The organism is Pseudomonas sp. SJZ074 (assembly GCF_007828215.1).
In the GTDB taxonomy this organism is placed as follows: Bacteria; Pseudomonadota; Gammaproteobacteria; order Pseudomonadales; family Pseudomonadaceae; genus Aquipseudomonas.
Genome location: NZ_VIUE01000010.1, coordinates 1 through 26694 on the forward strand (window position 1 = coordinate 1; position 26694 = coordinate 26694).

The 26694-nt window shown below is 58.5% G+C and carries 26 protein-coding genes, 4 tRNA genes and 1 pseudogene; 24 read left to right on the plus strand and 7 right to left on the minus strand.

Annotated elements, in window-relative coordinates:
• Window positions 1-285: 285 nt before the first annotated feature.
• From FBX99_RS12945 to FBX99_RS29580, 3 genes and pseudogenes are all read left to right on the plus strand, one after another.
• The gene (locus FBX99_RS12945; RefSeq protein ID WP_144929562.1) at window positions 286-1683 is read left to right on the plus strand and encodes a PLP-dependent aminotransferase family protein; all 1398 of its coding nucleotides are present in this window, start codon (window positions 286-288) and stop codon (window positions 1681-1683) included.
• Between the two features lie 988 nt (window positions 1684-2671).
• Window positions 2672-2848 (plus strand): annotated as a pseudogene (locus FBX99_RS29575) (HAMP domain-containing protein); the annotation flags it as partial.
• A 204-nt stretch (window positions 2849-3052) separates the two neighbouring features.
• The gene (locus FBX99_RS29580) at window positions 3053-3757 is read left to right on the plus strand and encodes a methyl-accepting chemotaxis protein (protein ID WP_371928346.1); all 705 of its coding nucleotides are present in this window, start codon (window positions 3053-3055) and stop codon (window positions 3755-3757) included.
• A gap of 184 nt (window positions 3758-3941) precedes the next feature.
• Here the strand turns inward: FBX99_RS29580 and FBX99_RS12955 are convergent, their stop codons facing one another.
• Window positions 3942-4712 carry a hypothetical protein gene (locus FBX99_RS12955; RefSeq protein ID WP_144929560.1) on the minus strand — a complete coding sequence of 257 codons (771 nt, stop codon included), beginning with the start codon at window positions 4710-4712 and terminating at the stop codon, window positions 3942-3944.
• A gap of 356 nt (window positions 4713-5068) precedes the next feature.
• Here FBX99_RS12955 and FBX99_RS12960 point away from each other — a divergent pair.
• The 5 genes from FBX99_RS12960 (at window position 5069) to FBX99_RS12980 (ending at window position 6378) form a co-directional block, all read left to right on the plus strand.
• Window positions 5069-5144: transfer RNA gene (locus FBX99_RS12960), tRNA-Glu, on the plus strand.
• Between the two features lie 2 nt (window positions 5145-5146).
• Window positions 5147-5222 (plus strand) — tRNA-Gly (locus FBX99_RS12965).
• Between the two features lie 105 nt (window positions 5223-5327).
• A tRNA-Glu gene (locus FBX99_RS12970) sits at window positions 5328-5403 on the plus strand.
• A 3-nt stretch (window positions 5404-5406) separates the two neighbouring features.
• Window positions 5407-5482 (plus strand) — tRNA-Gly (locus tag FBX99_RS12975).
• A gap of 263 nt (window positions 5483-5745) precedes the next feature.
• Window positions 5746-6378 (plus strand): LysE family translocator, encoded by a 633-nt coding sequence (locus FBX99_RS12980; protein WP_144929559.1) that lies wholly within the window; start codon window positions 5746-5748, stop codon window positions 6376-6378.
• 36 nt (window positions 6379-6414) lie between these two features.
• Here the strand turns inward: FBX99_RS12980 and FBX99_RS12985 are convergent, their stop codons facing one another.
• The 4 genes from FBX99_RS12985 to FBX99_RS13000 all read right to left on the minus strand — a co-directional run bounded on the left by FBX99_RS12985 (window position 6415) and on the right by FBX99_RS13000 (window position 11182).
• Window positions 6415-7683, minus strand: a complete 1269-nt coding sequence (locus tag FBX99_RS12985) for a PLP-dependent aminotransferase family protein (protein WP_144929558.1) — start codon at window positions 7681-7683, stop codon at window positions 6415-6417.
• A gap of 59 nt (window positions 7684-7742) precedes the next feature.
• Window positions 7743-8888, minus strand: coding sequence for a PLP-dependent aspartate aminotransferase family protein (locus tag FBX99_RS12990; protein ID WP_145131745.1), 1146 nt, complete (start codon window positions 8886-8888; stop codon window positions 7743-7745).
• Window positions 8885-10369, minus strand: coding sequence for an AmmeMemoRadiSam system radical SAM enzyme (gene amrS, locus FBX99_RS12995; protein WP_144929556.1), 1485 nt, complete (start codon window positions 10367-10369; stop codon window positions 8885-8887). The genes FBX99_RS12990 and amrS overlap by 4 nt, the downstream gene beginning before the upstream one ends.
• Window positions 10370-10468: 99 nt before the next feature.
• Entirely contained in the window at window positions 10469-11182 is a 714-nt protein-coding gene (locus FBX99_RS13000) for a YitT family protein (RefSeq protein WP_144929555.1), read from the minus strand.
• Between the two features lie 198 nt (window positions 11183-11380).
• Here FBX99_RS13000 and FBX99_RS13005 point away from each other — a divergent pair, with 198 nt between their 5' ends.
• The gene (locus FBX99_RS13005; RefSeq protein ID WP_144929554.1) at window positions 11381-11812 is read left to right on the plus strand and encodes an Lrp/AsnC family transcriptional regulator; all 432 of its coding nucleotides are present in this window, start codon (window positions 11381-11383) and stop codon (window positions 11810-11812) included.
• Window positions 11813-11847: 35 nt separating this feature from the next.
• Here FBX99_RS13005 and FBX99_RS13010 read toward each other — a convergent pair whose 3' ends face one another.
• On the minus strand, window positions 11848-12717 hold the full coding sequence (locus tag FBX99_RS13010) for a DNA-binding response regulator (protein ID WP_145131747.1): 870 nt from the start codon (window positions 12715-12717) through the stop codon (window positions 11848-11850).
• 266 nt (window positions 12718-12983) lie between these two features.
• Here FBX99_RS13010 and FBX99_RS13015 point away from each other — a divergent pair, with 266 nt between their 5' ends.
• From FBX99_RS13015 to FBX99_RS13085, 15 genes are all read left to right on the plus strand, one after another.
• The gene (locus tag FBX99_RS13015; protein WP_144929552.1) at window positions 12984-13178 is read left to right on the plus strand and encodes a Flp family type IVb pilin; all 195 of its coding nucleotides are present in this window, start codon (window positions 12984-12986) and stop codon (window positions 13176-13178) included.
• Between the two features lie 153 nt (window positions 13179-13331).
• Window positions 13332-13526 (plus strand): Flp family type IVb pilin, encoded by a 195-nt coding sequence (locus FBX99_RS13020; RefSeq protein ID WP_144929551.1) that lies wholly within the window; start codon window positions 13332-13334, stop codon window positions 13524-13526.
• A 26-nt stretch (window positions 13527-13552) separates the two neighbouring features.
• Window positions 13553-14083, plus strand: coding sequence for a prepilin peptidase (locus FBX99_RS13025; protein ID WP_144929550.1), 531 nt, complete (start codon window positions 13553-13555; stop codon window positions 14081-14083).
• 2 nt (window positions 14084-14085) lie between these two features.
• A complete protein-coding gene (locus tag FBX99_RS13030) occupies window positions 14086-15414 on the plus strand; it encodes an AAA family ATPase (protein ID WP_145131749.1) in 1329 nt (442 codons plus the stop codon).
• A gap of 15 nt (window positions 15415-15429) precedes the next feature.
• Window positions 15430-16245 (plus strand): Flp pilus assembly protein CpaB, encoded by an 816-nt coding sequence (cpaB, locus tag FBX99_RS13035; RefSeq protein ID WP_144929548.1) that lies wholly within the window; start codon window positions 15430-15432, stop codon window positions 16243-16245.
• A gap of 62 nt (window positions 16246-16307) precedes the next feature.
• Entirely contained in the window at window positions 16308-17627 is a 1320-nt protein-coding gene (locus FBX99_RS13040) for a Tad domain-containing protein (protein ID WP_144929566.1), read from the plus strand.
• 8 nt (window positions 17628-17635) lie between these two features.
• Entirely contained in the window at window positions 17636-18115 is a 480-nt protein-coding gene (locus FBX99_RS13045; RefSeq protein WP_144929547.1) for a TadE/TadG family type IV pilus assembly protein, read from the plus strand.
• Window positions 18116-18123: 8 nt separating this feature from the next.
• Window positions 18124-18618, plus strand: a complete 495-nt coding sequence (locus FBX99_RS13050) for a TadE family protein (RefSeq protein WP_144929565.1) — start codon at window positions 18124-18126, stop codon at window positions 18616-18618.
• A complete protein-coding gene (locus tag FBX99_RS13055) occupies window positions 18612-19832 on the plus strand; it encodes an AAA family ATPase (protein WP_144929546.1) in 1221 nt (406 codons plus the stop codon). The genes FBX99_RS13050 and FBX99_RS13055 overlap by 7 nt, the downstream gene beginning before the upstream one ends.
• A gap of 3 nt (window positions 19833-19835) precedes the next feature.
• Window positions 19836-21278, plus strand: coding sequence for a CpaF family protein (locus FBX99_RS13060; RefSeq protein ID WP_144929545.1), 1443 nt, complete (start codon window positions 19836-19838; stop codon window positions 21276-21278).
• A complete protein-coding gene (locus FBX99_RS13065) occupies window positions 21275-22261 on the plus strand; it encodes a type II secretion system F family protein (RefSeq protein ID WP_145131752.1) in 987 nt (328 codons plus the stop codon). The genes FBX99_RS13060 and FBX99_RS13065 overlap by 4 nt, the downstream gene beginning before the upstream one ends.
• Window positions 22262-22288: 27 nt before the next feature.
• Window positions 22289-23254: a type II secretion system F family protein gene (locus tag FBX99_RS13070; protein WP_144929543.1), complete on the plus strand. Its 966-nt coding sequence runs from the start codon at window positions 22289-22291 to the stop codon at window positions 23252-23254.
• Between the two features lie 444 nt (window positions 23255-23698).
• Window positions 23699-24922 (plus strand): type II and III secretion system protein family protein, encoded by a 1224-nt coding sequence (locus FBX99_RS13075; protein WP_047699044.1) that lies wholly within the window; start codon window positions 23699-23701, stop codon window positions 24920-24922.
• 56 nt (window positions 24923-24978) lie between these two features.
• On the plus strand, window positions 24979-25692 hold the full coding sequence (locus FBX99_RS13080; protein WP_145131754.1) for a lipopolysaccharide assembly protein LapB: 714 nt from the start codon (window positions 24979-24981) through the stop codon (window positions 25690-25692).
• A gap of 22 nt (window positions 25693-25714) precedes the next feature.
• Complete coding sequence (locus tag FBX99_RS13085; RefSeq protein ID WP_144929541.1) at window positions 25715-25984, plus strand: DUF3613 domain-containing protein; 270 nt, start codon at window positions 25715-25717, stop codon at window positions 25982-25984.
• A gap of 241 nt (window positions 25985-26225) precedes the next feature.
• On the opposite strand, the gene FBX99_RS13090 is transcribed toward FBX99_RS13085, so the two are convergent.
• Entirely contained in the window at window positions 26226-26633 is a 408-nt protein-coding gene (locus FBX99_RS13090) for a PA2817 family protein (protein ID WP_024776930.1), read from the minus strand.
• Between the last annotated feature and the right edge of the window lie 61 nt (window positions 26634-26694).

The following is a 26694-nucleotide window of genomic DNA, read 5'->3' on the forward strand; positions in this document are numbered from 1 at the left end:
CTGAATGGGCATAAAAAATCCGATACCAGAGGACTGGTATCGGATTTTCTAGAAAGCCCGGCTTGGACTCAAATGCTTAAGTGAACAGCATTACGCGCCTGTCGCGGGCTTTTTCTTGGGCTGCTGGAAATTCCCTGGATCGGCCCGTCAATGTGTTTCAAGGCGTGAGAATCGGCCCTTTTGACGACGTTGTCGTACATCGTCCGGCGGCACCCTGTGCTTAACTGCCATCGGAAAACCGACTGTTTCTGGAAATAAAACAATCGCTTAGGAGCTTGGTTACTCATGGAGTTGAGAATCGACCGGCAGGCCCTGGTGCCTGTCGTGCAGCAAATTGTCGATGCGCTGGCCGGCTGGATTCGACAGGCTGGGGTGCAACCGGGGACCCGTCTACCTTCCATTCGCCAATTGGCGCGGGAAAATCTGCTCAGCCAGTCCAGCGTCAATGAAGCGTGTGAACGCCTGGTTGCCCAAGGGATATTGGCCTCCCGCCATGGCTCGGGTTTTTTCGTCGCATCACCTTCTTCGATCAGACCCGGACTTTCCGGCAGAGGCGTGTCGGATGAGGTGCAATGTCCCCGGGCCGATTCAACCGACAATGGACAGTGGGAATTGAAGTTGGGCAGTGGCGGATTGCCTGAACGTTGGCGCGAAAGCGATGACCTGGCCTATGCGATCCGCCAGGTCTCGCGCACCGACATGGCGGGGCTGTTCAATTACAGCACGCCGCTGGGGTTGCCCGCCTTGCGCGAGCAACTGTCCAGGCGTTTGAAGCAGCTCAATATCAATGTGGATGAAAACCTCATCCTGACCACGACAGGGGCGACCCATGGCCTGGACCTGATCGTGCGGACGCTGCTGCGGCCGGGCTGTTGCGTCGTGGTGGAAAGCCCCGGTTATTCGGGGCTGTTCGAGCTGCTCAGGCTCCATGGGATCGACATGATCGAGTTGCCCAGGACCCCACGGGGCCCGGATGTCGACGCGTTGCAAACGTTGTTGGCGACCCACCGGCCCAGCGCCTTGTTCATTAACAGCGCGTGTCACAACCCCACCGGCAGCTGCCTGGCGCCGGCCGTGGCCCAGCGGCTGCTGCAGTTGACCCGCAAGCATTCGGTGCTGGTGATTGAGGACGACGTCTATGCCGACTTCCAGAGCACAACACGGACCCGCTTGGCAGCGCTGGATGCCGATGTGCTTTATGTGGGCAGTTTCTCGAAAACCCTGAGCAGCTCCCTGCGGGTCGGTTTCGTGGTGGCCGGGGCTGCGATCATCGAGCGCTTGAGCAAGGTCAAGGCGATCACCAGCATGGGCGGTTCGCGGTTCTGCGAGTCGGTTGTCGCCGGCCTGTTGGCCAACGGCGCCTACCGCAAGCTGATCCAGCGCCAGCGGCAACGCCTGGCTACCGAAATGGCTGCGGTGCTCCAGGTACTGGAGGACGCCGACTGGACCGTCTTCGGCAAACCGGCCGGTGGGCTGTTCATCTGGGCACGTCCGCCCATGTGCGACTACGCTGGATTACAGCGCCTGGCCAAGCGGTTCGGCGTGCTGCTGTCTTCGCGTACAGCGTTCAGCCCTTCGGGTGTCGACAGTGACTGGCTACGGATCAACGTGGCCTATGCCCGGGACTCCCGGGCGTTGGCGTTCTTCCGGGCCACGGGTCTGGATCGACCTCAAGTGTTCTGAAAACGACGGAGCCGTAGCTTTTTGCCATTATTCCGACGTCAGCATCTTGTGCGATGGGGCGTCTCGTTGCGAATCTGCGATTACACACACTGGCAGAGGACTGAGCGCAATGATTTCGGCCGTGCAAAGACGTTTTGCCAACCTGGGTATGGCAAAGAAGCTGGGGATCGGGTTTGTCATGGTGCTACTGCTCACGGCAGTCGTGGCAGCCATCGGCGTCTGGTCCTTGCAAACCATTAGCCAACGCTTCGATGGCTTGAAGCAGATGTCATCGTTCAGTAGCGAGCTGCTCAAGATCCGGCTGCTCGAACAGGACTATGCACTGCGCTCCGATCCCAAGACGGTCGATGCCCTGCACCAGGGCGTCGACAGCTTGATCGCCAAGGCAAACGAGTTCAAGGCACAGTCGGCTGCCAATGTGCCGGTGATGAACGATGTGGAACAGGCCCTGGTGGCGTATCGCAAGGCGTTCGACGAGTTCGTCGGATTGAGCCAGAGCAAGGACCTGGCGCTGGAGATGGCCAGTTGGTCGGTGTCCAGCGTCGCGAATAACCTGGATGTGTTGCGGGCGGGGTTGGCGGATGATGGCACCTACACGTTGAAAGACACCCAGGGCAAGGAGGGCGCCGAATTCGTCGAACAAGCCAACCAGGTCAGCGAGGTGTCGCGGTTGATGCTGGTGGCCATGAATGAGGCGCGGGTGCGCCTCGATCAGACCCGCAAAGGCAGTGAAGAAGCCGGGCAGGGCCAGATCGAACAGGCCGAGCAGGCGATGAAGCAGGCCGAAGTGCTCAAGACCGCGATCAAAGACCCGGGCTACCAGACCGTCATCAACGAAGTGGCTGGGCACATCGCCGGGTTCAACGAGAAACTTGCCGAATATACCGGCCTGCTGGCCCAGGAGAAGGTCATCTCCGGGCAGTTGCGTGAACGGGCTGCCCAGGTAGTGGATCGGGTTGACCAGGCCTATGCGGCCGAAGATCAGGCCATGCAGGCCGAGTTGAAAAAGAATTCGTTGTTGATCGTCGGTTCGTCGGCCCTGGCGTTGCTGGTAGGGTTGATTGCGGCCTGGGTCATCACCCGACTGATCGTGGCGCCATTGCGCAGCGTCATCCGTGTCGCCCAGCAAATTGCCGGAGGGGACTTGAGTGCAACGGTCGAAGTGACGCGCCGGGATGAAATCGGGCAGTTGATGCTGGCCATGCAGCAGATGGGGGCCGGGCTGAGCAATATCGTCAGTGGGTTGCAGTCCGGTATCGAGCAGCTGGCCAGTTCCGCTCAGTCATTGTCGGCCGTGACCGAACAGACCAATCTGGAAGTCAGCAGCCAGAAAGAGGAAACCGAACAGGTTGCCACGGCCATGAACCAGATGACCGCTACCGTGCACGATGTGGCGCGCAATGCCGAGGAAGCGGCCCAGGCGGCGCAGACCGCCGACGACAAAGTCGAAAGTGGCCAGCAGGTGGTGCGCCAGAGTATGGCGCGTATCGAGCAGTTGGCGGACTCGGCCACGTCGGCCAGTTCCAGTATCGAAAGCCTCAGCGCCGAGATCCAGAACATCGGCACGGTATTGAGCGTGATCAAGAGTGTCGCCGAGCAAACCAACCTGCTGGCGCTCAATGCTGCCATCGAGGCGGCTCGCGCCGGTGAGCAGGGCAGGGGCTTTGCGGTGGTGGCCGATGAAGTGCGGGCCCTGGCCAAGCGCACACAACAATCCACCGAGGAAATCGAGCGGTTGGTGAGTGCCTTGCGTTCCGCCGCCCAGACTTCCGTGCAGCAGATCCAGAGCAGTGGAGAGCTGGTGAAGATGGCGGTCAGCGATGCCCTACAGACTGAAAGTGCCTTGGGCAGCATCGCGGCAGCCGTATCGTTGATCCAGCAGATGAACCAGCAGATCGCCGCGGCAGCCGAACAGCAAAGCTCGGTGGCCGAAGAAATCAACCGCAGCGTCACCAATATTCGCGCCAGTGCCGATCAATCCTCTCTGGCGATGCAAGGCAACGCCGCGTCCAGCGTTGAACTGGCGCAGTTGGGCGTAGAGCTGAAGGGGATGGTTGGGCATTTCAGGTTGTAACGTAGGCAGCTTGAGACCATAACCTGTGGCGAGGGGATTTATCGAAACCTCGCACCGCCCTGTGCTGGGCTGCGAAGCGGCCCAAAAACCTGAACATTCGGTGTGTCAGTTAATAACGTAGGGCTGCTTCGCAGCCCAGCGGGGCGGTGCGACGTTTCGCTAAATCCCCTCGCCACAATAAGGTTCAGTCGTAGACTTTCTTCTTCTTCCATTCATCGTTCATTTCGTCTTCCTTCAAACCTTCGGTCAACTGGTTGACTTCACCTTCGGCCGCCTTGGTACTGGCCAGGACCATGGCATTGACGCGGGCCAGGAGTTTTTCGAGGTAAGCCAGTTGTTCGGCATAGACCTGTGGTTCCTGCTGCTTGCGCAGGTATTGCACGCCGCGCTCGAATGCCAGGCGAGCTTGCCCCGGTTGTTCCTGCTGCAAGGCCTGTTGGCCGAGGTTGTTGAAGAACTCGATGTGCAGCAGCACCAGGATGTGCCGTACTTCGCGGATCCAGCGCTTGGCTTCGTTCGGCGGCAGAAACCCGTCCTGGGCGGCGCGGGTGATCTGGCCGTGCAAGGCCTCGAGCAGGAACCGCACGTCCTTGGCCTTGGCTTCGGTCTGGATCGGTGCCGGGGGATTGTTCACCGGGATCGATTCGCCCTGGGCCGCCAGGGTGTTCAATTCATCCAGGCGTGCCTTCACCGCGGCATTGGTCTTCTCCATGCCCAGCAAGCGCTGGCAGACATTGATTTCAAGACGGGTGATCAGCAGCTTCAGGGCCGGGGTCATGAACTGGCCGGGGAAGGTCTCGGTGAGCTCGCCGCAACGACGCAGGCGGTCATTGAGTTCAACCTTGGTGCGGGCCTTTTCCAGCTTGCTGTTTTCCGCCACATGGTTCATGTAGCCAATGGCGATCAACAGTGCGATCCCGGCTACGACAAGCAGGGTGATCATGAGTGGTGTCACCGGTAAGACCTCTTTAATAGGGTTCGCATACATCAGTGTAGTGGCTAGGCTTTTAAGCGCATAGGCCCGAACGACGAGATTAGACGGGCGTGTTGCTGGCCAGAGGCACAGTAGCGTAGATGCACATTGCCACTATTTGCCCGGCGCGACTATAACGTCTTGGCGGGCGACAGAATATAGGCGTCAGAGACTGGACGGGCAAAATCTGCGAATTGCTCCTCAAACCGGTCGAAGTCATTGATTTAAATAAATTTATATCTGGGGGTTGACGACCCCTCAATCCATCCATAGAATGCGCGCCACTTACAGCGTAAAGCACTCAGCCAAGCGCCATAAGCAGTGAATGTTGTACGTGTGTCCCCTTCGTCTAGTGGCCTAGGACACCGCCCTTTCACGGCGGTAACAGGGGTTCGAGTCCCCTAGGGGACGCCAATGCGGGAATAGCTCAGTTGGTAGAGCACGACCTTGCCAAGGTCGGGGTCGCGAGTTCGAGTCTCGTTTCCCGCTCCAATTTTAAACAATCTTGCTTTCGGGCAGGATTGAGTGAAACCAGAAACGATACCTTCGGGTTCGGTGCTGGGCACTGGGACACACACCATGTGTTCCGGGCAGCGTGTCCCCTTCGTCTAGTGGCCTAGGACACCGCCCTTTCACGGCGGTAACAGGGGTTCGAGTCCCCTAGGGGACGCCATTTGCGGGAATAGCTCAGTTGGTAGAGCACGACCTTGCCAAGGTCGGGGTCGCGAGTTCGAGTCTCGTTTCCCGCTCCAAATTCAAAAAAACGCCGCTCATCGAGCGGCGTTTTTTTATGCCTGTGAAAAAAACCATTTCAATCAGCGCTGGACCGCCCCAGGTGCTTTAAACGAACTATTTGCATGTTTTTTAGGGCGTGGGCCTTATTGCCTTAATAATGACGGAAGGTTTGGCGAAATACATGCAAAATTAACGGAAAAGCATGTGTGAAAATTAATAATTAATTTCTTAAAAAATGCCGTTCTCCTAACCTTCCAGTAGCCATTCTGGAGGTGTATCTATGTTGATTTTCGTTAAATCGATGGTCATTGGGCTTTGCATTGCGGCCCCTGTGGGGCCCATCGGGTTGTTGTGCATACAAAGGAGTCTCATGCTTGGCTGGAGAGCCGGTTTTGCGACAGGGTTGGGAGCGGCTACCGCCGATTCGATCTATGGGTTCATAGGTGCGTTGGGTATCACCGCGATCATCGCGACGCTCATCAGTTTCAAGCCCTGGTTATGTATTCTGGGAGGACTGTTCCTCGCCTACATTGGTTATCAGACTATACGATCTAACAGCAATGCGACCGCCATGGGGGGCGAGCGCGCCAACATGTTCAAGGCTTACTCGACCACGCTGTTCCTGACTTTGTCGAACCCCATGACCATTTTGTCGTTTATTGCGATTTTTGCCGCACTGAGCGATGGCATGACCAGCGAACAGGGCAGTCAGCACTCAGTGCTGCCCATGGTGACCGGCATATTTCTGGGCTCGGCCGTCTGGTGGCTGGGATTGAGCGGCTTCTCCTCCATTTTCAAGGCCAGGATCGCCCAGTCGAAGATTAAATTGATCAATTACTTCTCCGGGGCAACCATCAGTCTGCTAGGGGCGTACCAAGTGGCAACCGGCGTCATGCTGGCCACGGGAGCCTGAGAAGTTTCCCCTTCGGTGAATCGGTCCCCTTCGAAGTCAAAAGGGGACTTTACCCACTTTGGACTCAACGTAGGCTTTGAAACGACCTATCGCCTGTGTGGTTTGTGTGGCTGTCGCATTACTGAACGACAACCTGACCTGATTGACCCCTTCGTTCGTCAATGAGAACAAGGAGGTGGGGAATACAATGACCTTGAAGTGCCTGGCACACTCGTTCATTTCAGCCTGTCCGAAGACAAAAGGCAGGTGCACATTGATAAAGAAGCCACCCACGGGATGATTCCAGCTGACGGTTCGTTGGGAATCGCCTTCGGATGGAAATGCGCGCTCAAGGCATTCAAGCATGTGGTTCCTCTTCTGCGTATAAGACAATACTCTGGGTTGGTTCAGGTCCTTCAGCGAGTAATTGTTTTCGATCAGTAAACCGCCAACGATTGCCTGGCACAGGGCTGGGGTATTGACCGTGATCAAACTTTTGGCCTTGCATAACCTCGTGCTGAAAGGCATGACTCCTGCGCCTTCCGGAGCAACTACATAGCCCATGCGCAAGCCCGGGAAAATCGATTTGGAAAACGAGCCGAGCAGGAATACTCGGCGGCTGTCCATCGATCTCATCGACGCAATCTCATCTCCCTCGTATCGGAAGTAGCGGTATGCAGTGTCTTCCAGGATGAAGAAATTCAGTTCATTGGCTAAGCGGAGCATTGCCTGTCTGGCGGGATAGGACAGGCTGTCGGCAGTAGGATTGCTAAAGTCTGGAATCGCATACAGTGCCCGTATTTTTTCCCCTTTGGATTCAAGATCTTCAACCAACTTGCGCAGGGCGGCTGGATTGAGAAAGGTCGCCATTGGAACGGGGAGCATTTTTATGCCCAGCAGTTTTGCGATACCTGTGATCCCGGAAAACACCGGATCTGGCACCAGTAAAATACCGCCTCCCTCAAAGAGCGATAAGAGCGTCAAGGTGCAAGCTTCCTGGAAGCCCATGCACACCACGATATTTTCGGGACTGGAAATTTTTATCGCTTCATCTATGTATAGGTAGTCGGCGACTATTTCATTGATGATCCCGGAGGTTTTTCCATATTGGCAAAGCAGGGTTGCCAGTGAGAGTTCGGTACTGGCGACATGTTGTCGATAGCGGGCCAAGCCCTTGTCGATGAGCGCGGGATCGCAATACTCGTCGTCAGGTCGCCCGGAGGCCAGTGATATAGCCGCTGGGTTTTCCTGGGCAATCGTATTCAGAAGATGGATAACATTGAGGACAGGGTGTTCGAATAGCGTATTTTCGACTGCGTTGGGCACGCTCGCTTCTCCATAAAAAAGCAACGAGCGTTTTGGGCGCCCGTTGCTCATGACTACCGCTACGCAGGATTGAGTGAGCTTGCCTGGTCAGCCTTGTTTTCCATGGCTTCGAATGCTTGCAGCAAGTCCTCTTTCAGATCCTCGAGGTCTTCCAGGCCAAAGCACAATCGAACCAGGCCCTTTCCAATGCCCATGTCCGCTTTTTCCTGTTCCGTCATCGAGGCATGGCTACCACTGAACGGCTGCGCGACCATCGAGGTCACGCAGGCCATTCCCGTGCCGGTGCCAAACCATTTGAGGGCGCTGGTGAAGGTTTTGTAAAAGGGCACCAGGTCGGGCCGTATATCGACAAACACAATGCCGCCATAACCCGTCAGCTGCGTGCCATCGATGCGTGGGTAATAGACATGCTCGATAAATGGCAGTTCTCGCAGGTAGTTGAGCATGCTCAAGGTCGTATGGCTGTGTTTCTCCATGCGCAGGGTGAACGTCTGCATGCTTCGACGAAGCAACCATGCGCTATTGGGGGTCAATATCGAACCTGAATAAAAGCGACCTTCGAGCAGGCGGTTATAGATCGCCTGGTCGTTGACGAGCACCAGTCCCCCCATGACATCGCTATGCCCGGAGAAGTATTTCGTCGCACTGTACAGTGAGATATCGGCGCCAAAGTTCAGCGGCTTCTGGTAGATCGGCGTGGCCCACGTGTTGTCGACAATCACCAGGGCGTCTGGATTGATTTGTTTGACTGCTTTGCTGACCCCATGAATATCAATGTCTTTCAGGAAAGGATTGGTCGGTGTTTCAAAAATGACCATGTCGACGTTGGATGGCAGCGCCTTCAACCCAGTCTCTGTAGTGAGATCCAGGATCGTCAACTGTGCGCCGATACGTGCAGCGTATCGCTGGAACAGCTTGTAGGAGCAGCCATAGATGTATTTGTTGATAACCAGTGACCCGCCCGGTTTCAACAGTTCCAACACCATGTAGATGGCGCTCATCCCGGTGCTGTAGGCCAATGCGTATTCGCTCCCTTCCAGGGACGCGACCACTTGTTCCAACTCAGTCACATTGGGGTTGGCCTTTCTCGAATAGAAGAATGCCGAGTCAGCACTGAAGGCGCTGCATTGATAAATCGGTGTGACCGAGGGGTAAGCCTCTCGGTCATCGACTTTGATATGAAGTATTTCGGTGGATACGTTCATGCCTGGGTCACCATTCTGATGACCTGTTCGTACATGTTCTGCTTGCCCTCATAGCCAATGGTCGGCGTAATGTCGTTTTGCGAAATACCAATCTCTTCGATCGACTCGGTTGGGAAGTGAGCCCTGTCGAATACTTCATGAAGGTTTGAATTCACTCCGTCGGGTAGCCAGACCTCAGGCCCCGACTCATCGATTCGGGCCTTGGCGATAATGAATCGATAGCTTTCATGCGGGCGCAATGTCAGTGATTTCCAATCGCTGTTGCGCCCGTCGGTATAGTTGCGGCGCAGGTAGACGGTCTGTTCGAAGTCTTCGGTATTCAGCACCTGAGCGTGCAGCGATACGATATCTCCGTGCCACTCGAATTTTCGCTTCTCGTAAGCAGACAGCGCATCCTCTTGCATCCCGACCGGCGTACTGGCTTTGCATTCGCCCAGCAATTTGAAATGCGCATCATGGCCGCACCGGGAGCAGCAGCCTTTACTGTCCAGGCCGATGATTTCGGCGTTCAGGCCGTAGCGGGTAACGAGCAGGGCGTTACAGTTATTGCAACTGGTATTGGTACCTTCGACATCATTCACATTCCCCAGGTAGACATGCTCGACGCCCATGCTCCGGGCGACATCCCGAGCCTTCAGTAGCCTGTCTACCGGCGTTCGAACGCTATTGCTCATTTTGTAATCGGGGTGGAATCTCACGAAGTGCAGGGGCACGTTCGGACCCAGTTCATCCAATACCCATTGGCTGATTTTTCTGGCCGTGTCTTCATCGTCGCTGATGTCGGTCACCATCAAGGTGCTGACTTCAACATATTTTCCGGCGTCGTAGACTTTCTTGATACCTGCCAGGACCGGCTCAACCCAGCCCGTGGTGACTTTCCGATAGTATTCGGGGGAAATCGATTTGAGCGAAATCGAGAAAATATCAATGACCGGCAACAATTCATCAATGGCTTCTTCACTGATGAAAAAGGCTGATTTATACAGGTTGATCAGGCCTGCTTCCTTGGCCAGTTTTGCCGTGTCGAGGATGAATTCATGCCATACCACAGGATCGTTATACGTCCAGGAGAGGACGCGTATCCCGTGCTTGAGCGCGGTTTCCACGACCTGCTCCGGGGTGTAGTAATACACATCCTTGTCGGTGACATACTTGGCTTGCGAGGTTTTCCAGTTATGGCAGTAACCGCAGTTGAGCATGCAACCAATGTTGCCCAGGGAAAGGATTCGCTCGCCGGGGGCAAAGTGGAAGACCGCCTCGGTTTCGATCGTCTCTTCAGTGCTGTGAACGCCTTTTCCGTAATTCAATGTAACCAGTCGGCCGCCTCGATTTCCGCGAACCTTGCAAAAACCTAACTTGCCCTCCTGGATGACACAGTTGCGCGGTGAAAGATGACACTTTACAGCCCCCCCAGGAAGTAGTTCTTCCAGTTTTGCCGGGGTGCTTTCCAAGGTCCAGTTCTTATTTTTTGTAGTGTCCATCTCTCATTTCCTCATTGCGAAAGTTGCCAACAACATCATCGGTCAAAAAATTGAGGCGAAACGATCCAGCCGCCATAAGTGGCAGTCATTTTGTTGTAATCAGTAAACGGACGAGGCGCGTATCAACCCGTGGTTCTTGAGTGAGAAACGCCGGGTATTCATGTTCATGAACGGTTGAATAAGTGGGCCGATGACCAACAAGAAGGCAATTGTTCCCAGGCCAAAAGGACCTCCCAGCAACCAGCCACTTGAAAAGATGCCAATTTCAATGATCATTTTGGCCTTGGTGAATGACCAGCCCCATTTGGAAACCATGGTCAATACCACCAGATCCATGATTCTGATGCCGATACCGCTCATAATGATCAACGCAGACGAGTAGGCACACAGGATCAGTCCCAGCGCCAGTAACGTGTACTCATTGAGTCTGGCAATCAAGTACTCGCCCATTCCCAGCACCGACCATAAGTCAATCAGCAGGCCTGTCAGCGTGGTGGTGATGAATGGGCTGATCGGAGGGTATTTTTTATTCCAGAGCATCCACCATATTAGAAAGAACAAGGAGACAATGGCCGAGCATGCGCCCATTCCGAAGGCAAGTAGCTTATCTATCGAAATGATCAGGACATCTAAAGGATCGGTTCCCAGTTGGCTGATAATGAAGCACTTGGCGCCCACCGAAAAGAGGCAGACGCCCATCAGGTACATCAGCAGCTGATCCCTTTTGAAATTACCCAGATCTAGGACTTGCGTTCCAACATGCTGGGCCAACGGATGAGACTTTTTTCCACACTTTATTTTCTCATCTTCCATACGAACACCATCCCTGGAGAGAATATTTTATTATGCAGTGCGTCATGTTAACGAGGAGGGCTATTGATGCCCGGATTCTTTTCAGGCTTTTCAGGCAAGAAATAGGCTAGCACTCTGCTTTATTTTGGTGCATGATTTTTTTAATGAAAAACGCGGGCTTTTCATTAAATTTTACAGTTCTTACCAAGAGAAACGAACATGGACCGTATAGACATAAAAATCCTGGGGAAGGTACAGGACTGTGGCCGCATTTCCATCACGGAACTTTCCAAGCACGCGGGTCTTTCTATTCCTGCCACCACTGACAGGTTACGCAAACTGGAAGACTCTGGGGTCATCAAGGGCTATAGCGCCCAGTTAGACCCCGCCAAGTTGGGGTACGGCATCTCTGCTGTCGTCGGCATCACCACTCTCAAGCCGGCGAAAGCCAAATTGATAGCGACGCTCCAGGACATTCCCGAAGTCGTTGAGTGCCTGCATATCACAGGTAACGATTCCTACCTGATCAGGATCTATGCCAAATCGATGGCTGAAATCGAGGCGATCATTGCCAATATCAACGCGTACGGAGAGACGCGCACCAGCATTGTCTTGTCAGTCCCTATCGAGAGAAGAAAGCTCGCCCCTTGAAAGCCTGAACGCCAGTCTCCGTATCAAGATGCTCATCACCCCTCCAAGCTGTGTACCAGGCTCTCAAGCGTTGCCGTGCTCGCTTCCTCCGGCACCGATGGCGTGACGACCGTTGTGCGCACGTGCCGCGCCAGGCGGTATTCGCTGGGCGTGCAACTGGCGTATTGTTTGAAAGCGCGAGCGAAGTAGGACGGATCCTTGAAGCCGGCTTCATAGCCGATGCTGGTGATGGGCATTTCGCTGTTATCGAGCAGTTCCTTGGCAAAACTCATGCGCTTGTTCAGGACGTAGTCGGTAAAGCCCAGCCCGTTGGCTTCCTTGAACAGGCGGCTGAAGCGAAACGTGGTCATGCCGCAACGCTTGGCCAGGTCACGCTGATCGATGCTTTCGCGAAAGTGCTGGTCGATGTACAACAGGATGTGGTTGAGGGCCTGGTGTTTCTGGTGGCCGGAGGTCAGGCGGATGCTGTCCGGCAGGGAGGGGGAGTGGTCGATCAACGACGTCTTGCCCCGGCCGCCGATATTGCGTCGCAACTCGCATAATTGCACCACCGCTGTCAGGTAGCGCTTTCTTTCGGTGGCTGAAAGGGGCAGGACCATGTATTCCCAGACATTGGAGCGCATGGCCCAGACCGCCAGCTCTTCGGAGTGCTGCACGGTGAACATGGTGATGGGGATGGTCGGCACGGTCCGTTTGATCTCCAGCAAACGCCTCAGGCCCGGAGTGTCCGGTCGGTCGAAGTGAATGCAGATCATGTCGACCTGCTCTCCACCCGGCAGCATGGTGTTGTTGGCCAGCGTGCAATGGCAGGCTTGCTCGAACTGGATGGCGAGTTCCTTCGTGGACCGATCGTGAGTCAGATCGAACCACAACAACCTTGGCTTTCCGGTCAGATTCGACGTCATGTGCCTACTCAGTGGTTCTTCCTGCCCTTTAGCCGGAAGTATCGTCAATGTGCTATTACCGCGCCGAATAAATTCTTATCAAAAATCACATTTTTATCGCCATTCCATCGCAACGGCTCCCACGGCCCCAGCGGACGACCTTGCGCAAAATAATCCTAGCGATGTGCAAAATCCTCCTAACGGCTACGCCGGCCTCCTGACTAGGGTTGCATCAGGCAGTTCGCAATGTCCTGCCCTTGAAAAACAACCCCGATGAGGTGCGCGAAATGACTCTTCAAACTATCAAGGCTTCGGTACGGAAGTTCGCCAAAGATGAAGATGGCCTGACCATTGTGGAATACGCCGTGGCCGGTGGGTTGATCACCGTATTGGTGGCCGCTGCCTTTGTTCTGCTGGGCGGTGCCGTGAATACCAAGATCCGTGCGCTGTGCCAGGCCGTCAACGGCAACGTTGCCTGCTGATCTCAACGCTTTGCGATAGGGGACACGGCAACTTTCACGGAATCACGCTTGCGACTCTTTTGCAGTGAGTACAACGAATATTTCAAATGGACTTGGCGCTGTCCCCACAACTAAGTTCATGGCCGTATTACTTCCGAATGTGAGGTAAATAAAATGACTCTGCACACAATCAGAACTTCGATCCGCCGGTTCGCCAAAGATGAAGAAGGCTTGACCATCGTGGAATACGCGGTGGCGGGTGGCTTGATCACGGTGTTGGTGGCAGCGGCATTCGTCCTCTTGGGCGGTGCGGTGGATACCAAGATCCGGGCGCTCTGCCAGGTCGTCAACAGCAACGTTGCCTGCTAACGATAACTGCAACCGGGAGACGCGCCATGTCCATGGAATTGCTGGTATCGACATTAGTACTGCTGGGACTGTTGGGTGTGGCGGTGGTAAGCGATCTGCTCCGCCACCGTATCCCCAACTCACTGGTCCTTCTGGGGCTCGCCCTGGGGCTGGCCGGTCAGGTCTACACGGGCGGGATCAGTGGCTTGGGCGACAGCCTGCTGGGCATGCTGATTTGCTTCGGGCTGTTCCTGCCGATGTACGCGGTGGGTGGGATGGCGGCCGGTGACGTCAAGCTGATGACCATGGTCGGCAGCTTCCTGCCGTTCCACTACGCATTGTGGGCCGCACTGTTCAGCCTGATCGCCGGCGGCGTGTGCGGATTTCTGATTGTCCTGGCCCGCGGACAACTGCTGCAAACCCTCGGGCGTTACTGGCTGATCGTTCGGGCCCAGTCCTACCTGGCGCCTACTTCGGACGAAGTGGCCGGCAAACCCTTTCCTTATTCGATTGCGATCCTGATCGGCACATTGAACAGCGTCTATTGGCAACTGGTTGCCGGCGGCTGGGGAGTCTAGTCATGCACGTCATCAACGATAGTGATGCCTATCCCAGTGAGCGGGAGGCGGTACAACGCCTGGCGCCCCAGCCTTGCACGATTCGCGACACCGGCCTGACCGACAGTTTCCTTGGCGAACTGGTGTGCAAGCACCTGCATGACGCCGGTGTGCTGGACATGCCGCGGCTGGTCGAACGGCTGGCGCTGACCGGCGCGGTGCTGGAGGAAGTCCTGGCGTTCTTGCGCAAGGATGGCCGTGTCGAGGTGCTCGGCCAGATCGGTCAGGCCAGTGTGCAGGCCCTGCGTTATGGCCTGACCGAACGCGGCCGCAGTTCTGCCCGGGACGCCCTGGCCCGCAGTGGTTATATCGGTGCGGCGCCGTTCCCGGTGAGCACCTATCGTTCCCTGATCAAGATCCAGACCATCCACCATGGCCGCATCACCGCCAACGACATGCAGCGGGCCCTGTCGGGCGTGGTGCTGAGCCAAGGCATGCTCGACCAGTTGGGCGTGGCCCTGAACTCCGGGCGGGCGATCATGATTTATGGCCCGGCGGGCACCGGCAAGACCTACGTCAGCAGCCGGTTGATCCGCCTGTTTGCCGAGGCCATCTGGGTGCCCCACGCCATTGTCATCAACGAGTCGGTGATCGAGATCTACGACCCACAGGTGCATCAGCGCCTGGATGACAACAGCCAACCGAACAACCTGATGCTCAACGAAGGCATCGACCGCCGGCTGCTGTGCTGCAAACGCCCCATCGTCATCACCGGTGGCGAGCTGAGCATGGAGCAGCTGGACGTCCGCTACGATCCGTTCACCCGTCAATACCAGGCCGCCTTGCAACTCAAGGCCAGCAATGGCCTGTTCATCATTGACGACATGGGCCGCCAGCGCATGGCCCCGGCCGAGTTGCTCAATCGCTGGATCGTGCCCATGGAAGAGAAGCGCGACTTCATCAACCTGGGCGGTGGCCGGCATTGCGAACTGCCGTTCGACCTCGTCCTGGTGTTCTCCACCAACCTCAATCCGTTGGAGCTGGCCGACGAGGCGTTCCTGCGGCGCATTGGCTACAAGGTCCAGTTCGGTTACCTCAAGCCCGACGAATACGAACGCATCTGGCGCCAGGAATGCGAGCGCCTGGGTGTCCCTTACGACCCGCTGTTGGTGCGTTATGTATTGCAGCGGTTGTATGCCGGCGAGGGCATGCCCCTGGTGCCTTGCCATCCCCGCGACCTGTTGAACATGGCGCTCGACCGCCAGCGCTACCTGGGCGGTTCCGGACCCCTGATGCCGCAAGAGCTGGAATGGGCCTGGCACAACTACTTCGTTCAGCTCGACTTTCTTTGATTCGGAGATACCGACATGAGCTCTCGTACGCTTCCGCTGATTGGCGTTTCCCTGGTAATGGGCCTTGGCGCTGCATGGATGGCCGACTCCTGGTTGAGTGCGCGACTCAATGCGACCCCCGATGATCATCTGCGCAGTGTGGTGGTCGCCACTGTGGAAATCCCCTTCGGGCAAATGGTCGAGGCCCAGCAGGTCACGACCGTACGCATGCCGATGGATACGATTCCGGACGATGCCTTCGACGCCAGTGAAAAGGCCGTGGGCAAGATCGCCACGTTCGACATCCTGCGCGGCGATATCGTGCGCGGTGCGCGTCTGAGCGAACACCTGGGGGGCAGCACCCTGGCCTCGCTGATCGCGCCCGACAAGCGTGCCGTCTCGGTACGGGTCGACGATGTCGTCGGCGTCGGCGGGTTCCTGTTGCCGGGTAACCGGGTCGATGTGCTCGCGACCAAGACCACCAGTGCCGGCAGTAACAGCGCCACGTCCCGGACGATCCTGGAAAACCTGCGGGTACTGGCGGTAGACCAGACCGCGGGCACCGACAAGACCCAACCGGTGGTGGTGCGGGCCGTGACGCTGGAGATGACGGCGGTCGAAGCGGAGGCGCTGGTCACCGCGCAAACCGAAGGCAAGCTGCAACTGGCCTTGCGCAACCCCCTGAACCTGGAGAAGAAAGCCGTGGCTGTCGCACCGCCAGCGCCACCGGTCATGGCGGTAGCCGCCGCTCCGGTACCACGGCCCATCGTGCAACGCGTCGTCAAGGCGCAGGACAGCGCAGAGGTGACGGTGATCCGTGGCATTGAAAGCAAGGTGATCAACCTTCGCTGAGCGGCGTGAACCAGCCTGGTTCCCAGGCGATGGCGATCCTCAATGCAGTCGACGAGGGCGTGATGATGAATTCCGATATCGGACGGCGCCAGGGAGGGGCAGTGAGTGTATTGATGGTGATTGCCTTGGTGGCGATCTCCATGATGGCAGCGTTGGCCCTGGATGGCGGCCACATGCTGCTCAACAAGACGCGTTTGCAGAACGCGGTGGATGCCGCAGCCTTGAGCGGGGCCAAGACCCTGAGCCAGGTCACCGGTGGCCTCAACATGGCCAGCACGACCCGCGTGGCAGCCCTGGACACGCTGAACAAGAACGCCCAGGCCTTGGGCAACACCGAACTGGCCACCGCCGTCGCCGGCAATCCGGGGGCGTTTGCCGTGGTCGAGCTGGCCAGCAGCGTCTATGGCCCGTTCTCTTACCCCGGCCCTGCCGATGCCAAGTACGTGCGGGTGTCGGTATCGAGTTATCAACTGAACGGGTTTTTCTGGAGTTTCGTCCAGACCATGGGCAGCGCCGGTCTGGGTAATAAACGGGTGGCGGCGATTGCCACTGCCGGTCCCAGCCCGACCTCGCCTTGCGATCTGGCACCCTTGATGGTGTGCGGTGACCCCGCCCAATACAACCCGGCGGCCGGCAATTTCTGGGGGTACCACTTTGGTGACCTGCAGGTCTTGAAGACGGCGGCGGGCAATACATCGCCCATCGGGCCTGGCAACTTTCAACTGCTCGATTTCGGCTCCGGCGGCAGTGCGGTTCGGGAAGACCTGGCCGGCGGCGGGTCAGTCTGCCGCAATGTTGGTGATAACGTCCAGACCGCACCCGGCAACAAGGCCGGCCCGACTTCCCAGGGCTTGAACACCCGCTTCGGGATCTACAACGGTCCGGTCAGCTCCTCCGATTACCCACCGGACCTGGTGACCTCGTCGAGTACCCCGGCGATGACTTACGACGATGCACTCGCTAAGGCGAAGTACAAAGGAAAAGTCGTCACCTCGAGCAACGGCGATCTCTCGGCGGACGGCGAGGCGATCAAGGATTACAACGACTGGCGGACCCAGGTCGCCGCCTGTGTCGGCGGAAGCGGCAGCGGTTGTGAAAGCAATGGCGTGTTCGAACGGCGGATGCTCAAAATCGTGATCGGCAACTGCACCGGCAAGCAGGGCGGTTCAACCTCGATTCCCGTGTTGGGATTCGGCTGCTATTTCGTCGTGCAACCGGTGAATGGTGGCGGTACGGATTCCCTGGTCTTCGGCCAGTTCGTCCAGGAATGTGAGGGCGATGGCGTACCGGGCCCCACGCCGTCCAGCGATGCCGGCCCGCAGATCATCCAGCTCTATAAAACCTACCTCAACGGCAGTGGCAATCCGAGCACTGACTCGTAGGAGGCGTCATGGGACTTGTTCAATTCAAACACCCGCAGGCCCAGCAAGGCGTGGCGCTGGTGGAGTTCACCCTGGTGCTGCCCCTGGTGCTGATGCTGTTGCTGGCCTTCGGTGAGTTCGGTCGCATGCTCTACCAGTACAACGTGCTGTTGCAGGCCAGCCGTGACGCCGATCGATTCGTCGCCGGCCAGGCCTGGAACTCTACATTGGGCGGCATCGCCCTGAGTAACACCTTGTTGACCCAGACGAAAAACGTCGCGGTGTATGGCGTGCCCGCCCAGGTCGGCAGCGCCGTAGTGTCCGGGTTGACCACGGCCAACGTGGCAGTCGCTGCGGTGGGCACCACCCATGTCCGCGTCACCATCACCTACACGTTCTGCCCGGTGATCGGCGCGGGTAATTGCACCGGGTCGCTGCCGGGCTTTTTCGGCGCCGCCATGCCGTTGGGCATCCCGCTGGTCGCAACCACTGTGATGAGGGCGCTGTGATGAAACCGATGAACCAGAAGTCCATGCGCGGCACCTACATCGTTGAGTTTTCCTTCGTCGGCCTGTTGGTGTTCATCCTGCTGTTCGGCGTGGTGGAGATGGGCCGGTTGTACTTCACCGCCAACGCCCTGGATGAAGCCGCGCGGCGCGGTGCGCGCCTGGCGGCGGTGTGCAACATCAGCGATCCGGTGGTGTTGCGCCGGGCCATCTTCAACGCCGCGACCGACGCCGGCACCAGCCAACTGATCAGCAGCCTGGCCACCACGAACCTGGCGCTGACTTACCTGGACGTCAACGGCGCCGTGGTGGCGAACCCCTCCGACACGGTCAGTGTCAACGGCTTCCGGGCCGTCCGTTATGTTCAGCTGAGTGTGCAGGGCTATGTGTTCAACCTGTTCATTCCCGGCTTGGGCGTACCCATTACCTTGCCCGCCTTCAGGGCAACCTTGCCACGCGAAAGCCTTGGGCGTCATTCCGATTCCGGGGAGATCACACCATGCTGAACACCAGAGAAACCCCAGTCCCCACCGCCACCGGCAAAGCCGGGTTGCGACTGCTGATCAGCAGCCGCGACGCGGCGTCCCTGCGCGATTTGCAATGCGTCTGCCAGCGCATGCCCTGCCTGGAAGTCAGTACGCGGCTGGTGAGTAATGGGCATGTCGATCCTCTTTACGGCCTGGAGCGCATGCCCGACCTGCTGCTGTTGCGGGTCAGCCACTTATGGCGCGAAGAGCTGGCGGCGTTGCTGCAGCGTCCGGCCCATGAGCGTCCACCGATGCTGGTGTGCGGCCTGTTGGGCGATCAGGAAGCCATGCGCCTGGCCATGCAGGCCGGTGCCCGTGACGTGCTGCCCGAGCCCATTGCCGAGCCCGAATTGGTCGCAGCGTTGAATCGCCTGGTGGCCGAGGTTCGCCTGGGCAGCGGCGCCGAGGGCAAGCTGGTCGCCGTGATCGGCGCCAAGGGCGGCTCCGGCGGGACCCTGGTGGCCTGCAACCTGGCCCAACAACTGAGTGCCCGGGCGGGGAATACCCTGTTGCTGGACATGGATCTGCAGTTCGGCAGCGTGACCCATTACCTCGACGTGGCGCAGTCCCACAGCCATCTGGAAGTGCTGCAGCAGATCGACGACCTGGACAGCATCGCCCTGCGCGGTTTTTGTAGCCACTTCAGCCCGACCCTGCACGTGCTGGGCGGTCGAGCTGGCGAATTGTGCCTGCCCCAGGACGCCCAACCGGAACAGCTCGACACGCTCCTGCAACTGGCCCGCGCCAGCTACGACTGGGTGGTGGTGGACTTGCCACGACAGATCGATCATCTCACCGGCTCCGTGCTGGAGCAGGTGGACCGGGTGTACGTGGTGGTGCAACAGAGCGTCAGCCACCTGCGCGATGCCAGTGCCCTGGTGCGGATCCTGCGCGAGGATCTGGGTGTGCGCGGCGAGCAGTTGCAGATCGTGGTCAACCGCTATGACAAGGCGGCCGCAATCAGCCTCAAGGACATCGGCGAGGCCTTGCGCTGCGCGAACCTGTCCAGATTACCCAATGACTTCAACCTGGTCAGCCAGAGTCAGAACACTGGCGTGCCGTTGGGGCTGCACGCGCCGAGGGCGGCCATCACCGTCGCCCTGCGCGATTTGACCGAAGACCTGGTCGGTCACCAGATGAGCACAGACAAAGGCCTGTTCAAACGCGCCTTCAACCGTTTTTTCGGGGGATGACCCATGATCAGCGATTTTCGCAACCGCTTGCGCAAACAGTCCGGTAAACCCGGCGCCTCAGTGGCCCCCCTGCACGGCGACGGCCAGCCGGACTCGACAGAGGCACTGATGGCCTGGGAACAGGCCGTCCCGGACGTGCTCTACGAAACCCGTAGCCAGGTCACGCCGGTGGAGGCCGAGTGGCGGGAAAGGATCTACCAGCAGTTGCTCAAGGTCATGGACCTGTCCTTGCTCGACGCCCTCGAACAGGTCGAGGCCTCGCGGCAGATTCGCGATATCTGCCAGCGCCTGCTCGACGAGCATTCGGCACCGGTGAGCACCGCCAGTCGTCAGTTGATCATCAAGCAGATCACCGACGAGGTGCTGGGCCTCGGTCCGCTGGAGCCGTTGCTGGCCGACCACAGCGTGTCCGACATCCTGGTCAACGGGTTCGCCTCGGTCTATGTCGAGCGCTTCGGCAAGCTGCAACGCACCGATGTGCGCTTTCGTGATGACCAGCACCTGTTGAACATCATCGACCGCATCGTCTCCAGCCTGGGGCGGCGCATCGATGAGTCCTCACCGTTGGTGGACGCCCGGCTCAAGGATGGTTCGCGGGTCAACGCGATCATCCCGCCGCTGGCCATTGACGGTCCGAGCATGTCGATCCGGCGCTTCGCGGTGGACCTGCTCAACACCGACAGCCTGATCCAGGTGGGCACCATGACCCCGGCCATTGCCCTGTTGCTCAAGGCCATCGTGCGCGGGCGCCTGAACGTGCTGATTTCCGGCGGCACCGGCAGCGGCAAGACCACCATGCTCAATGTGCTGTCCAGTTTCATCCCGCACAACGAACGCATCGTCACCATCGAGGATTCGGCCGAACTGCAACTGCAGCAACCCCACGTGGTGCGCCTGGAAACCCGGCCTTCGAACATTGAAGGGCGCGGCGAGGTGAGCCAGCGGGAACTGGTGCGCAACAGCCTGCGGATGCGTCCGGACCGGATTGTCATTGGCGAGGTGCGCGGTGCCGAGGCGCTGGACATGCTCACAGCCATGAACACCGGTCACGATGGTTCCTTGACCACCATCCATGCCAACACCGCACGGGATGCATTGGGGCGAATCGAGAACATGGTGTCGATGACTGGCGCGACGTTTCCGATCAAGGCCATGCGTCAACAAATTGCCTCGGCCATCGATGTAGTGATCCAACTGGAGCGTCAAGAAGATGGCAAGCGACGGGTGGTAAGCATCCAGGAGATCAACGGTATGGAAGGGGAGGTCATCACCATGACCGAAATCTTCTGCTTTGCACGCCAGGGTATCGGCGAGCATGGCGAGGTGTTGGGTGAGTATCGACCCAGCGGCATGATCCCGGCCTTTCGCGATGTACTGGCCAAGCGCGGCATCGAGTTGCCGCTGACCCTGTTCCGCCCTGAGTGGATGGAGGCCCGGACGTCATGAACAATATTCCTGCCGAATTCATCCTGATTTTCCTGGGCATGGTGTTCATCGCGGTGTTCCTCCTGTCCCAGGGCGTGGTGGTGCCGGTGTTCGGCGAGGCCGGCAAGATGCGCAAGCGCATCCGTGGGCGCCTGCATGTACTGGAGAGGGCCAACCATCTGCCCAATATGCAAACCGTACTGCGGCAGAAATACCTGACGCGCCTGTCACCCCTGGAGGCCCGGCTCGAGCAGTTGCCGTTCATGGCCAACCTGACGCAACTGATTGAGCAGGCTGGCCATGAGTACCGCGCCTATCGGGTGATGGTGCTCGGTCTGGTCCTGGGCGTGGCGGCCGCTGCCTTGGTGCTGATGGTTTCGCCGCTCTGGTGGCTGGCACTGCTGGCGGGCTTTGCGCTGTTCTGGCTGCCGGTGCTGAAAATCCTGCGTGACCGCAGCAAGCGTTTCGCGGCGTTCGAGGAAGGTCTGCCGGATGCGCTGGACGCCATGTGCCGGGCCCTGCGCGCCGGTCACCCGTTCAACGAAACCCTGCGGTTGGTAGCCGATGAGCACAAGGGACCGGTGGCCCAGGAGTTCGGCCTGACCTTCGCCGACATCAACTATGGCAACGATGTGCGTCGGGCCATGCTCGGCCTGCTGGAGCGCATGCCCAGCATGACGGTGATGATGCTGGTGACCTCGATCCTCATCCACCGCGAAACCGGCGGCAACCTGACCGAGGTGCTGGAGCGTTTGAGTCGGTTGATCCGCGGGCGCTTTCGGTTCCAGCGCAAAATCAGGACCCTCTCGGCGGAAGGGCGCATGTCGGCCTGGGTGCTGGTGGCGATTCCTTTCGTGCTGGCGATTGCCATCGTGCTCACGAGCCCCAGTTACATGCCTGTGCTGATCAACGATCCCATAGGCCACAAACTGATCATCGGTGCCTTCTGCGCCATGTTGATCGGGATTTTCTGGATACGGAAGATCATCCGGATCCAGGTTTGAACGCTGTCTTGCCGCGGGGTATCAGTCATGGATTTTCTGCTCGGGTTACTCAGTCGGTTTACCGGGAACGAAGAGTTGGCTCGTCTGTTGTTCGTCACGGCGATTGGTCTCAGTACGGTGCTGACCGTAGTGGCGTTGCTGTTGCTGATGTTGGGGTTGCAGGACCCGGTCCAACGGCGCCTGGCGCTGATCAAGCGCGGCTATTCGGGCAGCGCGGCGGGGCATGAAGCGCCCGGGAACCTGCAGCTGCTGCTCGAACGGATCGGCCAGCGCTTCGCTTCGGCAGACCCGGCCCAGACGTCCGCTACCCAGACCCTGCTGACCCACGCCGGTTACCGCTCGGCGTCGGCGGTGCAGATGTACTGGGCCGTGCGCCTGATGCTGCCGCTGTTGATGCTCGGCCTGGCGCTCTTGCTGCTGCCGCTGATCAAGGTGTCCGTGATCATCGGTCTGCTGGGGGTGACCATGATGGTGGGCATCGGCTGGCTGCTGCCGGCGCTGTATGTCGGCAAGCGCAAGCAGGCGCGCCAGACCCGGTTGCGCGCCGCATTCCCGGATGCGCTGGACCTGATGGTGGTGTGCGTCGAGTCGGGCCTGGCCCTGCCCACGACTATCGAACGGGTGGCCGAGGAAATGGCAGTGAGCCAGGTTGAACTGGCCGAGGAATTGGCACTGGTGAATGCGCAGATCCGTGCAGGCATCACCAGTACCGAGGCGCTCCGGCAACTGGCCATGCGCACCGGCCTGGAGGACATCCAGGGGCTGGTCAGCCTGTTGGCGCAGAGCATCCGCTTCGGCACCAGCGTGGCCGATACCTTGCGTATCTATGCCGACGAATTCCGCGATAGGCGTACCCAGGCGGCCGAGGAAATGGGGGCGAAGATCGGTACCAAACTGATTTTTCCGCTGATCTTCTGTTTGTGGCCGAGTTTTTTCCTGGTTGCGATTGGGCCGGCCATGATTGGGGTGTTCAGGGCGTTTGGGAATATGTAGCTGTGTGAGGGAGACCTTTATAGCCGGCCTGACTGCATTGGGTGTACACAAGTCCTCTGTGTGCGGGCTTGCTCGCGAAAGCTGACCATCGGCCAATGCAGAGTCGCGTGACGGATCGCTTGCGCAAGCAAACCCGCTCCTACAAAGACTTCAATCGTGTAAAAGACAGTTTATTGACGCTGATTTTGACATGGCTTTCACCTCCGCCACTTTTCAGACGTTTTTTTTATTTTCGGCGTGGCGCTTTGCCATAGGTGAACTACCGTCAATCAGAAGTGAGCAAGGTGGCCAGTAAATCGCCTCCCACGCGAACTGTTTGTATCAGTCACCGTTCGATAACCCGGGTTGATTCCGGGTGATAAGACAGGGGTAGCCCGGACCCCATAAATGATCCGAGGCAACTGGTCACGTCCAAGGACGGCCTGTTCTGTCGAGGAGCATTCTATGAGCTATCGTACCGCGCCCGCGTTAAAACACTTTATCCATGGCCTGTTCCTGATGGGCCTCGGCCTGGATGCGGCACACGCCGCAGCCAGCAATTGTTCGCAACTGGACAGTCTGCCGGCGACCTTCGAGGTTGGCCAGGGGCTCCAGAACGAATTGCGCATCCTGGCCCCAGTGACAAAACTGGCAGTGGGCGACCCGAAAATCGCCGACGTGCAGCCCAGTGGCAGCGACGCCTTCATTCTCACCGGCATAGCACCGGGCGCTACCAGCCTGATGGTCTGGACGGCGTGTTCGAAGATGCCCCGCCAGAGCATGATCTTCGTCAAGGGCCGGGCCACCGAGGCGCTGACCACTGCTGCGAGCGTGCCGTCCGAAGATCCGATGCTGCTCGCCCAGGTACAGACCGACATCCGTTTCGTTGAAGTCAGCCGGACCAAACTCAAGGAGGCCTCGACTTCGATCTTCGGCAGCCGCGGCAACTTCCAGTTCGGCTCGCCGAGGACCCTGCCCACCATCGGGGGCGTGGTCCGGCCTTCGTTGCCAGTCAATAACGACATGTTCAACCTGTCCTTCGCCACCGGGCAAACCTTGCTGATGATTAACGCGCTGGAAGGCAGCGGCTTTGCCTATACCCTGGCGCGGCCGAGCCTGGTTGCCCTCAGTGGGCAGAGCGCGAGCTTCCTGGCCGGCGGCGAGGTACCGATTCCGGTGCCCAGTGCCGGCAGCGACAACGTGTCTATCGAGTACAAGGAGTTCGGTATCCGCCTGACCCTGACACCGACGGTCATCGGCAAAAGCCGAATCGCATTGAAGGTCGCTCCGGAAGTCAGCGAGCTGGACTTCACCAATGCCGTGAACATTGCCGGCACGCTGGTTCCGGCGCTCACCGTGCGCCGTACCGATACCAGCATTGCCCTGGCCGACGGCGAAAGTTTCGTCATCAGCGGCCTGATCAGCACGCGCAACGCCTCCCAGGTGAACAAATTTCCCGGCCTGGGCGACATCCCGATTCTCGGCGCCTTCTTCCGTAACCACTCCATCGACCGTGAAGAACGGGAACTGTTAATGATCGTCACGCCGCACCTGGTCCAACCGCTGGCCGCCGACGCGCAACTGCCGACCTTGCCGGGTGAACAGCTGCGCAACTATGACCCGAATTTCTATCGCATGTACTTCCTCGAACACGGTGAGTTCGACAACCGCAGCGGGCTTTCTCAATGAGCCGGCGCCTGATGTGCGAGGGGGTGGGGGTTCAGCCTGGTATCGGAGGACATTCCATGAAAGCAGTGATCGCGATAACGGCGACGTTGATACTCGCCGGCTGTGCCAGTAACGGCGTAGTCGCTTCCCGGCCGTCCAGTTGCGCCAGGCCCAGTTCCGATCAGGAACTGGCCCTGAACCTGGCGGATGACATGGCCAATGACGGGCGTCTGTATGCCAGCCTGGCGAACCTCGAAGGTCTGCCGGAAGACCTCGTCCAGGTCCGCCTGCGCAAGGCCCGGGTACTGCGCCTGATGGGCCGTAACGAAGCCGAACCGTTGTATAAGAGCCTGCTCGGAACCTGCCTGGCCGCCGATGGGGAGCATGGCCTCGGCCAGTTGGCCGCTGCCAGGAATGATAATGACAGCGCCACCGAACACCTTGAGCGCGCAGCGAAAATGGCCCCGACCGAAGGAAAAATCCGCAATGACCTGGGCGTCGTCTACCTCAATCAACGCCGGATACCTGAAGCGCGTTTCGAGTTCATGACCGCCATGGAACTCAGGCAAGCGGACTCCCTGGCCGCCCTCAACATGGTGACGTTGCTGATCTACCAGGACAGCTGGAAGCAAGCTGCCGAACTCGCGAACATGGCCAGGCTGAGCCCCGCACAAGTGGCCGATGCCCAGGCCCGCGCAGAGAAGATCAGAGGGGCAGCCACCAAGACGGGAACGACACAGGCAGACCGTTCGAATGAGGTTGTCGATGCTTCATCCGGCGCGGCCAAGTAGAGCGTTACGAGGAGTTCAAGAGATGAAAACGAAACAGCTGTTGATCGTCTGCATCGCATGCCTGTCCACCTTCGCCTGGGCAATCGAGCCGGGGCCCTCTTCGACCGCGCAACAAGGCACCGAGAGCTGGATGCAGTTGCAGATTCGCGGCGTGGTTGCATCCACCAATCTGCAAACCGTCTCCGCCGCCGAGCGTGAAATGGCCATGCAGCGCTGGCTCAATAGTTTCAACTATCCGATTCCGGAGTTCTTTGACCAGGATTCGGGAGGAGAAATCGGCAGCAGCAAATGAGTCCAGCAGAAAACCAAAAGGATCGTCCGAAGGCGTTGCTGCGTTCGGACGATTTTTTACGCCACCACGAAGCGAGCTTGCTCGCGATGGCATTGGCACATTCAACACTTGCGTGACAGACGCTCCGCTATCGCGAGCAGGCTCGCTCCCACAGTATTTTGCTTGCCCAGGATCGTCAGATTCCGACCAAGAAAAAAGCCCGCAGGGTTAACCGTGCGGGCCTTTGCATGACTGATCGCAATCAGTGCTTGCTGTCCTGGTCAGACATCGCCAGCAATTGCTTTTCCTGGTTCCAGTCGAAAGGTTCGTCGTTCTGTTCGGCTTCGAAACGACGTTCTTCGAGGGCCTGGTACAGGTCGATTTCCTCGTCGGGCATGTAGTGCAGGCAATCGCCCCCGAAATACCACAGCAGGTCACGCGGCACCAGGTGGGCGATCTGTGGATAACGGACGATTACCTGGCAGAGGAGGTCCTGGCCCAAATACTGGCTTTCGATGGGGTCGACGGGCAGTTGCGCGCGCAATTCATCGAAGCGCTCCAGGAACAGCGCATGGCTTTCTTCGGGAACCTGTTCGGCCTCACCTACGGCGACCAGGATGCTGCGCAAGTGGTCGAGCAAGACAAGGTGATCGGCAACGACATTGGACACGAGATAAGTCCTCAAGAGCAAAACGGGCGCGGGAGTATAAAGCCCCTGCGCCGGTTTTTAC

Excerpts from the sequence above, each read along its gene's own strand:
- FBX99_RS12945 (WP_144929562.1), top strand. The coding sequence starts at position 286 with ATGGAGTTGAGAATCGACCGGCAGGCCCTGGTGCCTGTCGTGCAGCAA.
- FBX99_RS29580 (WP_371928346.1), top strand. The coding sequence starts at position 3,053 with ATGACCGCTACCGTGCACGATGTGGCGCGCAATGCCGAGGAAGCGGCC.
- FBX99_RS12980 (WP_144929559.1), top strand. The coding sequence starts at position 5,746 with ATGTTGATTTTCGTTAAATCGATGGTCATTGGGCTTTGCATTGCGGCC.
- FBX99_RS12990 (WP_145131745.1), bottom strand. The coding sequence starts at position 8,888 with ATGAACGTATCCACCGAAATACTTCATATCAAAGTCGATGACCGAGAG.
- amrS (WP_144929556.1), bottom strand. The coding sequence starts at position 10,369 with ATGGACACTACAAAAAATAAGAACTGGACCTTGGAAAGCACCCCGGCA.
- FBX99_RS13000 (WP_144929555.1), bottom strand. The coding sequence starts at position 11,182 with ATGGAAGATGAGAAAATAAAGTGTGGAAAAAAGTCTCATCCGTTGGCC.
- FBX99_RS13005 (WP_144929554.1), top strand. The coding sequence starts at position 11,381 with ATGGACCGTATAGACATAAAAATCCTGGGGAAGGTACAGGACTGTGGC.
- FBX99_RS13010 (WP_145131747.1), bottom strand. The coding sequence starts at position 12,717 with ATGACGTCGAATCTGACCGGAAAGCCAAGGTTGTTGTGGTTCGATCTG.
- FBX99_RS13015 (WP_144929552.1), top strand. The coding sequence starts at position 12,984 with ATGACTCTTCAAACTATCAAGGCTTCGGTACGGAAGTTCGCCAAAGAT.
- FBX99_RS13020 (WP_144929551.1), top strand. The coding sequence starts at position 13,332 with ATGACTCTGCACACAATCAGAACTTCGATCCGCCGGTTCGCCAAAGAT.
- FBX99_RS13025 (WP_144929550.1), top strand. The coding sequence starts at position 13,553 with ATGTCCATGGAATTGCTGGTATCGACATTAGTACTGCTGGGACTGTTG.
- FBX99_RS13030 (WP_145131749.1), top strand. The coding sequence starts at position 14,086 with ATGCACGTCATCAACGATAGTGATGCCTATCCCAGTGAGCGGGAGGCG.
- cpaB (WP_144929548.1), top strand. The coding sequence starts at position 15,430 with ATGAGCTCTCGTACGCTTCCGCTGATTGGCGTTTCCCTGGTAATGGGC.
- FBX99_RS13040 (WP_144929566.1), top strand. The coding sequence starts at position 16,308 with ATGATGAATTCCGATATCGGACGGCGCCAGGGAGGGGCAGTGAGTGTA.
- FBX99_RS13045 (WP_144929547.1), top strand. The coding sequence starts at position 17,636 with ATGGGACTTGTTCAATTCAAACACCCGCAGGCCCAGCAAGGCGTGGCG.
- FBX99_RS13050 (WP_144929565.1), top strand. The coding sequence starts at position 18,124 with ATGAACCAGAAGTCCATGCGCGGCACCTACATCGTTGAGTTTTCCTTC.
- FBX99_RS13055 (WP_144929546.1), top strand. The coding sequence starts at position 18,612 with ATGCTGAACACCAGAGAAACCCCAGTCCCCACCGCCACCGGCAAAGCC.
- FBX99_RS13060 (WP_144929545.1), top strand. The coding sequence starts at position 19,836 with ATGATCAGCGATTTTCGCAACCGCTTGCGCAAACAGTCCGGTAAACCC.
- FBX99_RS13065 (WP_145131752.1), top strand. The coding sequence starts at position 21,275 with ATGAACAATATTCCTGCCGAATTCATCCTGATTTTCCTGGGCATGGTG.
- FBX99_RS13070 (WP_144929543.1), top strand. The coding sequence starts at position 22,289 with ATGGATTTTCTGCTCGGGTTACTCAGTCGGTTTACCGGGAACGAAGAG.
- FBX99_RS13075 (WP_047699044.1), top strand. The coding sequence starts at position 23,699 with ATGAGCTATCGTACCGCGCCCGCGTTAAAACACTTTATCCATGGCCTG.
- FBX99_RS13080 (WP_145131754.1), top strand. The coding sequence starts at position 24,979 with ATGAAAGCAGTGATCGCGATAACGGCGACGTTGATACTCGCCGGCTGT.
- FBX99_RS13085 (WP_144929541.1), top strand. The coding sequence starts at position 25,715 with ATGAAAACGAAACAGCTGTTGATCGTCTGCATCGCATGCCTGTCCACC.